The organism is Microbacterium meiriae (assembly GCF_032364335.1).
Lineage (GTDB): Bacteria > Actinomycetota > Actinomycetes > Actinomycetales > Microbacteriaceae > Microbacterium > Microbacterium meiriae.
Window position 1 is genome coordinate 2,089,403 of record NZ_CP133984.1, and the last position, 13,808, is coordinate 2,103,210.

13 protein-coding genes and 2 pseudogenes are annotated in these 13,808 nt (G+C 65.0%); 1 reads left to right on the forward strand and 14 read right to left on the reverse strand.

Features of this window, described 5'->3' with window-relative positions:
- Positions 1–324: 324 nt before the first annotated feature.
- Positions 325–693: a MerR family transcriptional regulator gene (locus RI211_RS10040; RefSeq protein WP_025104926.1), complete on the reverse strand. Its 369-nt coding sequence runs from the start codon at positions 691–693 to the stop codon at positions 325–327.
- 176 nt (positions 694–869) lie between these two features.
- Between RI211_RS10040 and RI211_RS10045 the strand changes: the two genes are divergently transcribed.
- A complete protein-coding gene (locus RI211_RS10045) occupies positions 870–2,387 on the forward strand; it encodes a SulP family inorganic anion transporter (RefSeq protein ID WP_025104927.1) in 1,518 nt (505 codons plus the stop codon).
- Positions 2,388–2,493: 106 nt separating this feature from the next.
- On the opposite strand, the gene RI211_RS10050 is transcribed toward RI211_RS10045, so the two are convergent.
- The 13 genes and pseudogenes from RI211_RS10050 to RI211_RS10110 form a co-directional block, all read right to left on the reverse strand.
- Positions 2,494–2,901 (reverse strand): arsenate reductase ArsC, encoded by a 408-nt coding sequence (locus tag RI211_RS10050; RefSeq protein ID WP_025104928.1) that lies wholly within the window; start codon positions 2,899–2,901, stop codon positions 2,494–2,496.
- A 25-nt stretch (positions 2,902–2,926) separates the two neighbouring features.
- Positions 2,927–3,919, reverse strand: coding sequence for a metalloregulator ArsR/SmtB family transcription factor (locus tag RI211_RS10055; protein WP_025104929.1), 993 nt, complete (start codon positions 3,917–3,919; stop codon positions 2,927–2,929).
- Positions 3,916–5,010, reverse strand: a complete 1,095-nt coding sequence (gene arsB / locus RI211_RS10060) for an ACR3 family arsenite efflux transporter (protein WP_025104930.1) — start codon at positions 5,008–5,010, stop codon at positions 3,916–3,918. Before arsB ends, RI211_RS10055 begins: the two co-directional genes overlap by 4 nt.
- Complete coding sequence (gene trxA, locus RI211_RS10065; RefSeq protein WP_025104931.1) at positions 5,007–5,333, reverse strand: thioredoxin; 327 nt, start codon at positions 5,331–5,333, stop codon at positions 5,007–5,009. The genes arsB and trxA overlap by 4 nt, the downstream gene beginning before the upstream one ends.
- Positions 5,330–6,307 carry a thioredoxin-disulfide reductase gene (gene trxB / locus RI211_RS10070; protein WP_025104932.1) on the reverse strand — a complete coding sequence of 326 codons (978 nt, stop codon included), beginning with the start codon at positions 6,305–6,307 and terminating at the stop codon, positions 5,330–5,332. Before trxB ends, trxA begins: the two co-directional genes overlap by 4 nt.
- 305 nt (positions 6,308–6,612) lie before the next feature.
- A complete protein-coding gene (locus RI211_RS10075; RefSeq protein ID WP_025104933.1) occupies positions 6,613–7,416 on the reverse strand; it encodes a MerR family transcriptional regulator in 804 nt (267 codons plus the stop codon).
- 57 nt (positions 7,417–7,473) lie between these two features.
- Positions 7,474–8,181, reverse strand: a pseudogene (locus RI211_RS10080) (IS3 family transposase); the annotation flags it as partial.
- A pseudogene (locus RI211_RS10085) lies at positions 8,164–8,462 on the reverse strand (IS3-like element ISMyma3 family transposase); the annotation flags it as partial. The pseudogenes RI211_RS10085 and RI211_RS10080, both read right to left, overlap by 18 nt.
- Positions 8,463–8,675: 213 nt before the next feature.
- Positions 8,676–9,008 (reverse strand): cupin domain-containing protein, encoded by a 333-nt coding sequence (locus RI211_RS10090; protein WP_058631432.1) that lies wholly within the window; start codon positions 9,006–9,008, stop codon positions 8,676–8,678.
- Between the two features lie 505 nt (positions 9,009–9,513).
- Positions 9,514–9,993 carry a cupin domain-containing protein gene (locus RI211_RS10095; protein ID WP_025104937.1) on the reverse strand — a complete coding sequence of 160 codons (480 nt, stop codon included), beginning with the start codon at positions 9,991–9,993 and terminating at the stop codon, positions 9,514–9,516.
- 42 nt (positions 9,994–10,035) lie between these two features.
- On the reverse strand, positions 10,036–10,587 hold the full coding sequence (locus RI211_RS10100; protein ID WP_162817579.1) for an MFS transporter: 552 nt from the start codon (positions 10,585–10,587) through the stop codon (positions 10,036–10,038).
- A gap of 377 nt (positions 10,588–10,964) precedes the next feature.
- Positions 10,965–11,750: an acetoin reductase gene (locus tag RI211_RS10105; RefSeq protein ID WP_315637647.1), complete on the reverse strand. Its 786-nt coding sequence runs from the start codon at positions 11,748–11,750 to the stop codon at positions 10,965–10,967.
- A 157-nt stretch (positions 11,751–11,907) separates the two neighbouring features.
- Entirely contained in the window at positions 11,908–13,689 is a 1,782-nt protein-coding gene (locus tag RI211_RS10110; protein ID WP_025104940.1) for a multicopper oxidase family protein, read from the reverse strand.
- Positions 13,690–13,808 lie beyond the last annotated feature (119 nt).

Sequence of the window (13,808 nt, forward strand, 5' to 3'; positions counted from 1 at the left end):
TGTTCGTGCTGCGGCCGGCACCTGCCGCGCAGAAGGCTGCACGCGCTCGGGGAGGATCGCGCTTTCATCTGCCGTCGATGCGGTTGGTGGGTAGCGCTTCGCCTACGCCGCGACCGCCCGTCTGCGTAGTCGTTCGACGGCTCGTGGATGACCGTCGTCTCGCAGCCGATTGAGGCGCAGCCGAAAGCCCCTGCCATAAGGGATTTCCGGACAGCGTTATCGGCAACTGCTCACGGTCGCAGAACGGGCACGCGCCGGAAACGATCGTTTCCGGCAGGCCTGTCGATTGCGATCTTGAGATCTCGGCGGGGCTAATCCGTCGCTCTAGAGTTGTCCGAGCAACTGCACGAACTCGTCGGCCATGGCGAGTTGCTCCGTGAGTTTCCGGCGACGCTGGTCGGCGCCGTCACGGATGTCGTCGATCCGGGCGCGCAGCGCGATGTCGTCCGGGTCGATGGTGAGGGCGTCGACGACGTCGAGGAGTTCGCGCATCTCGTCGAGGGTGTATCCCAACGGTTTCATTCTGCGGATGATGAGGATGCGTTCGACGTCTTTCTCCGTGTACAGCCGGAACCCGCCCTCCGTGCGTGCGGACGGCTGCACGAGCCCCACATCGTCCCAGTGTCGGAGCGATCGGAATGAGAGCGCCGTACGCTCGGCCACCTCGCCGATCCGCATCGTCTCGACGGTCACGTGTTCGTCTTCCACTGATTTACCCACAACACTCACGTTACGTTAGAGTCTAGATCGGCGCGGCTCTCGCGCCCGCTCCCTTATCTTCCCGTGTCGGCCTGACCGACGCCTGCGCGCCGCTGCGCTCCCATTCGTTTCCCGCGCTCTCAGGAGAGAGCCCAACACCCGGAGGGCACATGACTGCCGTCACTCCCACCAGCGACTCCGCGTCGCGCTACCGTATCGAACCCACCGTCATGCAGGCGCTGCGCAGCCCGCGCCTGCTCACCCGGGAAGTCCTCGCCGGCCTCGTCGTCGCACTCGCCCTGATCCCGGAGGCGATCGCGTTCTCGATCATCGCCGGCGTCGACCCCCGTGTCGGCCTGTTCTCATCCTTCATCATGGCCGTCGCGATCGCCTTCCTCGGCGGACGCCCTGCCATGATTACCGCGGCCACCGGAGCAATCGCACTCGTCATCGCACCGGTGGCCCGCGAGCATGGCATGGACTACTTCATCGCCACGGTGCTCCTCGGCGGTCTCATCCAGATCGTCCTCGCGTTGCTCGGTGTCGCCAAGCTCATGCGATTCATCCCGCGCTCGGTGATGGTCGGCTTCGTGAACGCCCTGGCAATCCTCATCTTCACCTCGCAATTCCCGCAGCTCATCGGCGTCCCTTGGCTGGTCTACCCGCTCGTCGCAGTCGGTCTGCTCGTGATGTACCTCATGCCGCTCATCACGAAGGTCATCCCTGCGCCGCTCGTCGCGATCGTGCTGCTCACAGCGGCCGTGGTCGTCTTCGCCTGGAACGTCCCAAACGTCGGCGACCAGGGTGAGCTCCCGCAGAGCCTTCCCGAGCTGTTCATCCCGAACGTGCCGCTCACGTTCGAGACACTGCAGATCATCGCCCCCTTCGCGCTGGCCATGGCCGTTGTCGGCCTGCTCGAGTCGCTGATGACCGCAAAACTCGTCGACGACATCACCGACACCCACTCCCGCAAGACCCGCGAAGCGCTCGGCCAGGGCGCCGCGAACGTACTCTCCGGCGCGTTCGGCGGCATGGGTGGCTGCGCGATGATCGGCCAGACCATGATCAACGTCAAAGCCTCCGGCGCACGCACCCGAATCTCGACGTTCCTCGCCGGTGTCTTCCTGCTGGTCCTCGTCCTCACGCTCGGCGACGTGGTGGCGATCATTCCCATGGCAGCGCTCGTCGCCGTCATGATCCTGGTCTCGATCGCGACCTTCGACTGGCACAGCATCCGCTGGGGCACTCTCAAGCGGATGCCGAAGAGCGAGACCGCGGTGATGCTCATCACGGTGATCGCGACCGTGTGGACGCACAACCTCGCCGTCGGCGTCATCCTCGGCGTGATCACCGCGATGATCATGTTCGCCCGCCGCGTTGCCCACTTCGTCAGCGTCACCCGCACTATTGACGATGACGCCTCGACAGCGCGCTACGCAGTCAATGGAGAACTGTTCTTTGCCTCCAGCAATGACCTCACGACCCAATTCGAGTACGCGGACGACCCCGACACCGTCGTAATCGATATGAGCCGATCGCACGTCTGGGATGCGTCCACCGTCGCCGCCCTCGACGCCATCGTTACCAAGTACGAGCACCATGGCAAGAGCGTCACCATCGAGGGCCTCAATGACACCGCGGCAGCATTCCACGATCGCCTGACTGGGAACCTCGGCAACGGTCACTGACCCACGTCAACTCAACTCTGGAAGTGATAGAGCGAACCGTGGGGCCGGGCGTCGGTCGATCAAACCCGTGGGGCAAGATGTAGAGGGGTCCCCTTCGCTCCTATGGTCAGATCAGGTCGCTCACCAGCTGTTCGATCCGGCCACGGATGTCGTCGCGAATGGGGCGCACCGAGTCGATGCCTTGCCCTGCCGGGTCGTCGAGCTTCCAGTCCTCGTAGCGCTTTCCGGGGAAGAATGGGCAGGCGTCGCCGCAGCCCATCGTGATGACGACATCGGAGGCCTGCACCGCTTCGGTGGTGAGCACCTTGGGCTGTTCGGCGGTGATGTCGATGCCCAGCTCGGCCATCGCGTCGACCGCGACGGGGTTGATCTGGTCGGCCGGCATAGATCCTGCCGAGCGCACCTCGATGCGGTCGCCGGCGATGTCGCGGAGAAAACCCGCCGCCATCTGAGAACGACCTGCGTTGTGGACGCACACGAATAGGACGGACGGCTTTGCAGTGGTATCAATCATGGTGACTCCAGGGAGTGGGTAGCGGTCAGTTGAGGAGATCGTCGACGAGGGTGCGCACGCGGGCGGTGATGTCATCGCGGATGGCTTCAACGCCTTCGCGCGACGCGAGGGCGGGGTCGCCGACGGCCCAGTCGTCGTAGCGGACGCCGGGGATAATCGGGCAGACATCACCGCAACCCATCGTGATGACGACATCCGCGGCCCTGACGGCGTCGTCAGTCAGCGGCTTCGGGAATCGCTCGGCGGCCGCGTCTCCCTCGATCTCGGCGAGCAGGGATCGCACGTGCGGGTGGATCACATCCGCTGGGCTGGATCCGGCTGAGCGCGCGACGATTTTGCCGCCTGCAAGTTGGTTGACGAGTGCGGCGGCGAGCTGCGAGCGGCCGGCATTGGCGACGCACACGAACAGCACCTGCGGGAGTGCCGTGTCGCGGTCGCGGACGAGGTCGCTCAATCGCTGCCTAGCGAACCGCTCAGTAAGCGGGACCAGTGCCGACGTCACGCGGGCGGTGCGGGCGAGGGCTGTATACGACTCCCTCACCACAGTGAGCACAGCGGCATGATCGAGTTCGGGAGTCTCAGTCGCCAGCTCTTCCGCGAGGCGCGTGATCCGCGCATCGAAGTCCGTGCGGAGCTGGGCTTCGGATGCTCCATCGGGTTCAGGGAGATCGACCGTGGCCGGTGCGAATGAGTCGAGCAGCGTGGTGACGGCGCGGCGGCGGTTCGGGTTGATCTTGTACCAGACCCAGGTGCCGCGGCGCTCGGATGTCAGCACATCAACGTCCTTGAGGACCTTGAGGTGGTGCGACACCGTCGGCTGCGACACTTCGGCGAGCTCGGCGAGATCGCAGACGCAGGACTCGCCGCGCGGGTCGGAGGCGATCGCAGAGAGCATGCGCAGGCGCAGAGGGTCCGAGAGCGCCTTGAGCGTGGACGCAACTGACGACGCGGCATCCTGCCCGATCGCGTGCGTGCTGGCTGGGCTGCATGTGTCGTCTGCAGTCAGGGTGACGTTCATGATGGCGTCCTTACCTCGTATGGATCGGTGTGGAACCAGCGCCTCGCCGCCCAGAGCGAGACGTAGACGAGGCTGACGAGCACGGGTACCTCGATCAGCGGGCCGACGACGCCTGCCAGGGCTTGACCGGAGGCTGCGCCGAACGTGCCGATGGCGACAGCGATTGCGAGCTCGAAGTTGTTGCCGGCCGCGGTGAATGCCAGGGTCGACGAACGTGCGTAGCCGAGGCCGAGCGCTTTGCCGGTGAAGAGCCCGATGAACCACATCAGGGCGAAGTACACCAGCAGCGGCAGTGCGATCCGCGCCACGTCGAGCGGGCGGGAGGTGACCTGTTCGCCTTGCAGGGCGAACAGCAGCACGATCGTGAACAGCAGCCCGTAGAGTGCCCACGGTCCGATCTTCGGAAGGAACTTCCCCTCGTACCAGTCACGACCCTTGCGACGTTCACCGATGAACCGGGATGCGAATCCTGCGAGCAGCGGAACGCCGAGGAAGATGAGCACGTTGAGGGCGATCGCCCCGACGGAGAAGTCCAGCCCTTGCGTGTCCAGTCCCAGCCATCCGGGCAGGACGCTGAGGTAGAACCAACCGAGCAGGGAGAAGGCCACGACCTGGAACACCGAATTGATCGCGACGAGCACGGCCGCCGCTTCCCGGTCACCGCAGGCGAGATCGTTCCAGATGACGACCATCGCGATGCATCGGGCGAGCCCGACGATGATGAGACCCGTCCGGTACTCGGGCAGATCGGGCAGGAACATCCAGGCCAGGGCGAACATCAGCGCGGGGCCGATCAGCCAGTTCAGCACGAGCGAGGAGATGAGCAGTCTCTTGTCGCCGGTGACCGCCGCGATCTTGTCATAACGGACCTTTGCGAGCACCGGATACATCATCACCAGTAGTCCGAGGGCGATCGGGATCGAGATCCCGCCGACCTCGAGGCTGGCCAGGAGGTCGGCGACTCCGGGGATGAAGCGGCCGATGAGGATGCCGCTGACCATGGCCAGACCGATCCAGAGTGGTAGCCACCGGTCGAGGGTCGACAGGCGACGTGCGGCAGGGGCGGTAGTGGGTACGGTTGCGATGCTCATGCGAGGAGCGCCTCCATCTTCTCTGCGATGCCGGCCTTCGGGTGAGCGCCGATGAGCATGTCGACCCGTTCGCCTCCCATATAGAAGCCGAGTGTGGGGATGGAAGTGACGCCGACTGCGGTCACGACCTCGGGGTTCTGGTCGGCGTCGAGCTTGACGATCTTCACGCGGCCGTCGTACTCGGTCGCCAGCTGGTCCAGGATGGGCGCGACCTGCTTGCAGGGCCCGCACCAACTGGCCCAGATATCGACGACCACGGGTATCTCCGATTCGAGGACCTCGGCCTGAAAAGTGGCATCGGTGACGGTGATGGGCGCGCTCACGCGAAGACCTCCTCGGTCTCGGTCGATACTGGTGCGGCCTCGCTACGCGCAGTGAGGAAGTGCTGAGCGTCCTGTGCTGCGGCGCATCCGGTGCCTGCTGCGGTGATCGCCTGACGGTAGGTGTGGTCGACGAGATCCCCGGCGGCGAAGACACCCGCGAAGTTCGTGCGGGTGGAGGGGTGCTCGACGAGCACGTAGCCGTCGGCATCCGTGTCGACGGCTCCGCTGACGATCTCGGACCGCGGGTCATGACCGATCGCCACGAAGACTCCCCTGGCCTGAAGCTCCCGCTCGACACCAGTGACAGTATCGCGCAGTGTGACCGCCTCCACCTTCTCGGCACCGACGAGACCCGCGACTTCACTGTTCCATGCGACTTCGATCTTGGGGTGGTCAAGCACCCGCTGCGCCATGATCTTCGAGGCTCGGAACTCACCGCGACGGTGCACCACGGTGACTTTCGACGCGAACCGGGTCAGGAACAGTGCCTCCTCCATCGCGGAGTCGCCGCCGCCGACCACGACGATCTCCTGCCCGCGGAAAAAGAACCCGTCGCAGGTGGCGCACCAGGAGACGCCGCGGCCGGTGAGGCGTTCCTCGTCGGGGATGCCGAGCTTGCGGTAGGCGGAGCCCATCGTCAGAATCACTGCGCGCGCGAGGAATGTCTCACCAGAGCCCGTCTCGATCGTCTTGACGGAACTCTCAAGGTCGACGCGGACGGCGTCGTCGAGGAAGATGCGGGCACCGAAGCGTTCGGCCTGCATGCGCATCGATTCCATGAGCTCGGACCCCCGGACGCCGTCGATGAAGCCGGGGAAGTTCTCGACTTCGGTCGTGGTCATTAGGGCGCCGCCAGCAGTGACCGAACCGGCAAGGACGACGGGCTCCAGCCCGGCGCGGGCTGCGTAGACTGCCGCGGTGTACCCCGCAGGACCGGAACCGATGATGACCAGCTCAACCTCTTGTATCGACACACTTCTATATTGAGGTAGCTCAATATAGAAGTGCAAGCCGAGACTCGATTGTTCACCAAGATCTCTTGCCAGCAATCGTCCCCACAGGTACCCGCGCATCACAGGTACCCGCATCGATCGGTCGCCGACACCGTCCGGAATCTCCTGCCAGAAACGTCCGCCGGATCCGCGTTCCGGTCGACTTTTGCGGCTGGACTTCTCGGCTCCACTTCGCAAACCCACCAGAAACGATCGTTTTCGGCGAGCGAACATGACCGCCCTGATGAGAGCAGCCAGAGGGAATGCAGGTTCGACATAGACGGTCTTCAGCTGCGACGAGCAGGCTGCTGCAACTCCGTCACCCAATCGGATTGGTTTTCCGAGATCGCCCGGACATAGAGTTCCCGACACGGCCCTGCGTGAACAAGCCCTCTAGCAAATATCTCAGCGTGGATCGCTTGCCAGCTTTCGGCGATGTGATCCATGGAACCGAGATGGATGCCACACACGGCCGCATCAGCAGCGGGCAGGTCGACAACTTCGAAGCCATCGCGGACGGGCCCGTTGTAGGCGTAGCCGGCGATGACCTGCAGACCGGCTTCAATCGTCTCGTACTGTGCGATCGGCGTCGTCAGAGACCCGCACTCATCGCCGATGATCTCGGAAACGGCATCGAACGCGGGACCCACCACGCTTGCGACCTCAGGTTGATCTGCGACGACTACCCGGCGGGCGGCCAGGCGGACAGCGGGCAGCGACTTCTCAACGATCTCTATCTGGGACATGTGGTTCTCCTTCTCGATAAGTTGGAGCCGCCGTTCCACGTCAACGAGTCGGTCAGCAGCGATGCGGTGTTCCTGCTCGACCTCAGCGCGTCGGATACGCAGCAGAGCGGCGATGCGATTCGCGTCGACTCCGCGCTCAAGAATCGACGAGATGTCGTCGAGACCGAAGCCCAGTTGCCGCAGTGCAACGATCCGATGCAGGCGCTCAAGTTGCGAGGGATCGTAGGAACGGTAGCCGCTGCACTCGTCGACGTGAGCTGGTACGAGCAGACCAGCGGTGTCCCAATGCCGCAGCATCCGGTGGGTCACCTGGCCGACCTGCGCGAAGGCTCCTATGGATAACATGTCTCAGTTCTCTCGCCTTCCACAGTGTCAGAGTCAAGTGTCGTCCTGGATTCCGCGGTTATCGTACGCATCACCGACGGACCCGACGGACGGGGCGATGCCCTCGTCGATGAGCCGGTCGGTGAACGAAATCGATGTGTAGACCGACCCGGCATCGGTGTGATGCGTGAGTCCGGCGAAGCCGGTGGCGCCTTCGCGCCGCCGAGTCCAGAGCGCCATCTCGAGGCAGTCCAGCACCAACGGGGTCGTCATGCTCGTCGCGGCCCGCCAGCCGAGGATGCGACGGGAGTGCGCGTCGAACACGAACGCGACGTACACCCACCCCGACCACGTCCACACGTAGGTGAAGTCGGCCACCCAGAGCTGATTCGTGCGGAACCGGGCGAAGTGCCGGTCGACGAGGTCGGCCGGCCTGCTTTCCCTCGGATCCGCGTCGACCGGGTTCTTGCGCCGCCCACGGACGACACCAGCGATCCCGAGCTCCCGCATGAGCCGCTCGACCGTGCAGCGGGCGATGTCATGCCCCTCACGTCGCAACCGCAACCAGAGCTTTCGAGCGCCGAGCAGCCGCCGTTGCTTGCGCCACGTGGCCAGGATGATCGGCTTCCACCGCTCGTCCGACACCTCCCGCGCCGACGGCTCCCGGCTCCGGGTGTCGTAGTAGCTCGATGGGGCGACCTTGCAACCGTGCTGGGTGAGCACGGCACAGATCGACTCGACACCCCACCGGAGCCCACCATCGGTGCGATCCTTGTGCTCGTCGATGAAGGCGACTATCGCAGGTGTGGCCGGTCGAGTTCGGCCGCGAAGAAAGCCGAGGCCGCCTTCAATATCTCGTTCGCACGCCGCAACTCAGCGTTCTCGCGCTTCAGCTTCTTGATCTCTGCCTGCGCGTCGCTCGCGACACCGGGCCGCTGCCCGCCATCGACCTGGACCCGGCGAATCCAGGTGCGGATCGTTTCGGGCGATCCGATCCCCAGCATGCCCGCGACCGCGGTGATCGCCGCGTACTCGCTCGGATACTCGGACCGCACCTCGGCGACCATACGGACAGCGCGCTCACGAAGCTCGCGCGGTATTTGCTGGGACGTGCCATGAGACAGATCCTTCCAAGGAATTCTGCCTCCGGACACACCGGGGCGACTCACTGCTCTCGCAGCGCGTTGTTGGTGGAATCGTGTATCAGCTCATCATGGATGAGCGCGAGAGGATCAAGTGCACCGTACTGCGGAGTTCCCACGATCCGTACGCAACCTGCTTCAGTGCTTCTTAACGACGGTCAGGAGGATGACTGAGTCCTCGATGGCGTCGAGTGAGTGGAGCCCGTCCGGGATGATGAGGAGGTCACCGGGAGATCCGTTCCACGACAGGTCTCCGAATCTGAGCAGGACGCGGCCCTCGAGGACTTGCAGGGTTGCCTCTCCGGAGCTTTCGTGCTCAGCCAGGCTTTCGCCGGCCTTGAGAGCAATAAGCGTTTGTCGGAGTTGATGCTCGTGTCCTCCGAAGACGGTCTTCGCGCTTCTACCACTGGACGCTTCCTTCGCCTGAGAGAGTTCGTGTCGCGCGAGGGCGATGAGTGAGGTCTTTTGCATAGCATTTCCGATGTTCGAATGTCATCGTGCGTGGGGTTGCTCGGCCTTACGGGAACCAAGCTGGCCGACACAGCTTGGCTCAAGCTCGTACCTATTATCTGTCCCCGTTCGGCTTACTCTCCGAGCCTGCCACTCGTTCAGCACGCTGGTCACCGAAAACGATCGTTTTCGGCGGGCGTCCTCTTAGCTCGGTGAAATTTCTGCCAGCGGCTTCTGGGCACCCGCTTTCTCCGCCGCCAGATGCATCGTTCGCATGCGTGTGGAGTTTGACGCTTTGTGGCGGCGTTCTGTGATCGCACGGTGTCGCAGACAGGGCACAGTGTTGGCCTGCCCGAGGAACCATGCGGCCTTGCCGACACTCTGACACGAGGCCCAGTCGAGGTCCTCGACATCCGTGATCGTCAGACCTACCAGCGTGAGGGGCGGGAGCGTGGCGCGCTGCCCGGGGTGGACCAAGACGATCCTCGTCCGCAACATCCTTACGGAGCGGTGACACAAGTAGACGTCAGTTGGCGTGCTCGTCCGGCGCGCTGTCCTCGGGCTGGACGGTCCATGCGGGAGGCTCGTCCTTACCGGTCGCTTCGTCTTGTTCTGCCTTGTCGCTGGTTCTCTGGGTGATGCCAGGTGCGTGGTGCACCGGGGCATAAATCGCGTAGAGGCGCAGCGGTTCGTCGCCAGTGTTGATCACGTCATGCCAGGTGCCGGCGGGGACCTGGACAGACCACCCATCCGAGACGTTTTGCTCGAAGTCGAGCCGGTCCTTGGCCGGGCCCATGACGGCCCTGCCCTGTCCGGCATCGAGGCGCAGGAACTGATCGGTGTTCTGGTGGACCTCCAGGCCGATGGACTCCCCGACCGGGATAGACATCAGCGTGACCTGCAAATACTTCCCGGTCCACGCCACGCTGCGGTAGTTCTCGTTCCGCCGGGTGGCCTCTTCGATGTCGAACGCGTTCGGGCGGGGCCCGATGTCGTTGATGGTCATTGTGTTCTCCTTTCGTGCTCGGACTTCGAGTCCAAGTCAGCATCATCTTTCGGGGGGAGTCAAGGGTGGGTGGGTTTCGGCGAACCTCGTGGAGGCGAGGAGAGCGAGTACGACGCCGGCCCCAGCGACGACGGGGACGCCGCTTAGTCCGGCTGCAGTGGCGCCCATGGTGGCGACCAGGGCACCGGCGAGCCCGGTGCCGATGGCGATGCCGGCCTGGTTGCCGAGCTCCATCTGCGATGAGGCGCGCCCGACCGTGCCAGCGGCATCATCGAGGACGGCGATGGAGTTGATCGTGAAACCGAGACCGGCGCCGAGCCCGGCGATGATCCAGCCCACGGCGGCGACGGGGACGGGGACGGTGGTGAGGATCACGGCACCGATCACCGTCAAACCCGCGATGACGAGAATCGCTCCGAGGCGCGCGATGCCCCCCTTGGTCATGCCCCACTTCAGGAGCCGGGCGGGGGCATAGGCGCCGGCGGTCCACCCGATGATGCCTGCGGTCAGGACGATCCCGGCGAGTGTAGCGCTGATCCCTCGCACGCTGGTAAGGGCGAGCGGAATGAACAGGTCTGCGGTGAAGAACGCCATGGACAAGGCGGCTGCGAACACCACATTCGCCGGGAGCCCTCGACGCGCGGTGAGCGTCCCGGCAGGCAGAACCCGCCGGACGTGCGTGCGCGCCCTGACCTCGAGCTCGCGGAGGTTGCGGCTGACGCGTTCGATACGTAATTCAGTACAGGCGTATCGAGGTGGCTGCACCACTGGGCGCCGATTTGTGGGCGCGAAAAAGCCCCCCGACGCAGGTCGCGTCGAGGGGCAGGTGAGTACGATCCGGTCGTGACTTCGTCTGATCTTCACGAGGCCTTTCCGACTGCTCGGTCTGCGGGCTGAGCTGCCGATACCGGAGGGCGCCCGGGAGGGTCACACGCCGACGCGCGGCGGGTGGTGAGACGGTCAGTGATGACTCAGTTGTAAAGTATGCCGCCGTCGACGAGAAGCACCTGGCCGGTGACGTAGTCCGAGTCGGGGCCGGCGAAGAACGACACGACCTTCGCGACGTCCTCGGGGGTCTCGATGCGGCCGAGCGCGATGCCCTCCACGTTTTCCTTGAGGTTCTGGCCGAGTGGCTTGCCGTTGATCTTGCTGAGCTCGGCGTCGATGAGTTCCCACATGCCGGTGCCGACGATGCCGGGCGCGTAAGCGTTCACCGTGATGCCCTTCGGAGCGAGCTCCTGCGCGGCCGCCTGGGTGAAGCCGCGAACGGCGAACTTCGAGGCCGAATACGCGCTGAGGATGGGGAACCCCTGGATCGACGCGATGGATGCCGCGGAGATGATCTTTCCACCGTGACCGAGCTGTTCGAACTTCGCTGCGGCCGCCTGGATGCCCCAGACCACGCTGTCGACGTTGATCCGGAAGATCTGATCGAGCTCTTCGGCGGTGATCTCGAGTACGGGCTTGATCTGGGCGATGCCGGCGTTGTTGACGATCACATCGAACCCGCCGAGCTGTTCGGCGGCTGCGTCGACAGCGGCAACGACCTGGTCGCGCTTCGACACGTCCGCAGCGACGAAGACCGCTTTTCGGCCCAGCTGCTCGATCTCGGCGACGACCGAATCACCCTTCTCGCGCTGCGGCTCGATGTCCGCGACGGCGATGTCAAAACCGTCGGCGGCGAGACGAAGCGCGATGCCGCGCCCGATCCCCTGCCCGGCTCCGGTGACCAATGCGACCTTATCCTGAATAGCCATTCTCGTACTCCTTCTCAAACGCGAACGGGCGCCCAGCAGATTCGATGTTCGCGGGCCTGGCGCGTCGTACAGTGCAGGGCCAGCAGAAGTGGCTGCCCGTCTCCCACTTCAACATGGCGAATCGATTGTATTCCCTGGCGCTCCTGACGTGCCAGGGTCACGCCATGAACGGCATGAGTTCGGGAGGCATGGTCACAAAGGGCCGCATCATATCGCGATCCTCGTGCTCGAGGATGTGGCAGTGGTACATGTAGCGGCCGCTGTAGGCGTGGAACCGGACGGCGATCTCGACGATTTCGTGGGGGTTGACGCGGACTGTGTCTTTGAGCCCGCGCTCGTTGGCGTCGATGACGTGGTCGAGCTCGTCGTCGGGGTCGCGACCGAGAGTGATCCGCGCGCTGAGGTCGAGATCGCCGATGCCGTCGTCGGGGATCTCCCAGCCGATGGGCCGGCGCGCGAGGACCTGGAAGGGATCGAGGTGGATGTGGATGGGGTGCGTGTCATCGGTGAGGTTGATGAGCTGCCAGATCTCGTACTGGCCGAGCATCGGGAAGAACGTGGCGGTGTCCTCGAAGTGGGCGGCAACCGCGCGGTAGCGCGTCGTGTGGTCGCCGTCGGTGAGGGTGATCAGCGGACCGGTCGTCTCGTCCTCGTCGTCGACAACGGCGAGCTCACGCATGGTCAGCATGTTGGGTACGTCCTCGAACTCGCGCTCGACAAGCGCGATGGCACGCCGCGGCGCCGCGTCCAGCTCCTCGGGTTTTGGCAGGGCGAAGTCGGTCGCCAGTTCGCGGGGCACCGGACGGTGCGCGACCGGGCCCGGGACGACACGGAAACGCATGACCTGGGGGTACGGCAGCAGCGCGTCGAGATCCGCGGCATCGGCGGCATCAGCGGCGGGAAAGGGCGCGCCATCGAACGGAGCGCCGGCGGTGTTGTAGAGCGTGAGCTCGGTGCCCGGTTGAAGGTCCGAGAAGTCGACGAGCAGGTCGGCGCGCTCGGCTGAGGCGAGGACCAGCCCGTCGGGTGGCAGCGCGACGGGCTCGCGGAGTAGGCCCGAGTCGGTGCCGATCTGAGTGATGCGATCGAATTCGGGCACGCCGTCTCGCAGCAGCACGAGCCGGAAGGTGCGGGCGTTGGAGCCGTTGAGCACGCGGAAGCGGTACGTGGCGGGCTGGACGTCGAGGATAGGCCAGACTTTGCCGTTGACGACCGTGAACGGCGCGAAGGCCTCCATCACCCCAGGGTCGGTCTTGTGCACCAGCTGGCCGGTCAGCCGACCGCCCTCGTCGAGTCCGAAGTTACGGTCCTGCAGCAGCAGCGGCACCTCGTACGGTGGTCCCTCGGGCAGCCCGAGGTCACGTTCGCGCTGGTCGCGGATGATCCACAGTCCCGCCAGCCCGGCGTATACGTCGAACCGAGTGACGCCCATCACGTGGTCGTGGTACCAGAGCAGCGTCGCGCGTTGGTCCATCGGGTAGTCAAATACGGCGAGCTGGCCGGGTGCGAAGAGGTTCTCGGTCCAGCCGTCGTACACGGCCGGTGTCAGGCCACCGTGCAGGTGCACGACCGAGTGTCCCGTCAGCGCCGCGGCGTGCGGGTCCGGCGTGCCGCCGCTCAGACCGGGACTGCACTGCACAGGCACACCGTCGGCGTCGACCTCGTCGCCGGCCATCGTTACGATGACGGGCAGCCCGCCGTCAAGCTCGTTGCGCCACTCGACGCGGACCGGGTGGCCGCGCTCAGCCTCGATCGTCGGGCCTGGGAGCGTGCCGTCGTAGCCCCACACACGCGACCGGGGCAGATCGCGATGGAAGCTGTGCGAGCCGGTACGGATCCGCACCGTCAGACGGCCGTTGTGATCGCGCGCGAGCAGGCGCTCGGGCAACGGCAGAACGTCGACGAACGGCGTCAGAGGCATGCGGTGCGCGGCGGCCATGCGCTACACGCTACCAGCCCGCCCGACGTGTCGTGGGACTATGCACACACGGGTATAACGGATGGAGTTCCGCGCGCAGACGCGAGCGTCGAACAGAGGTCTCGCGAATGTCGCGGGCG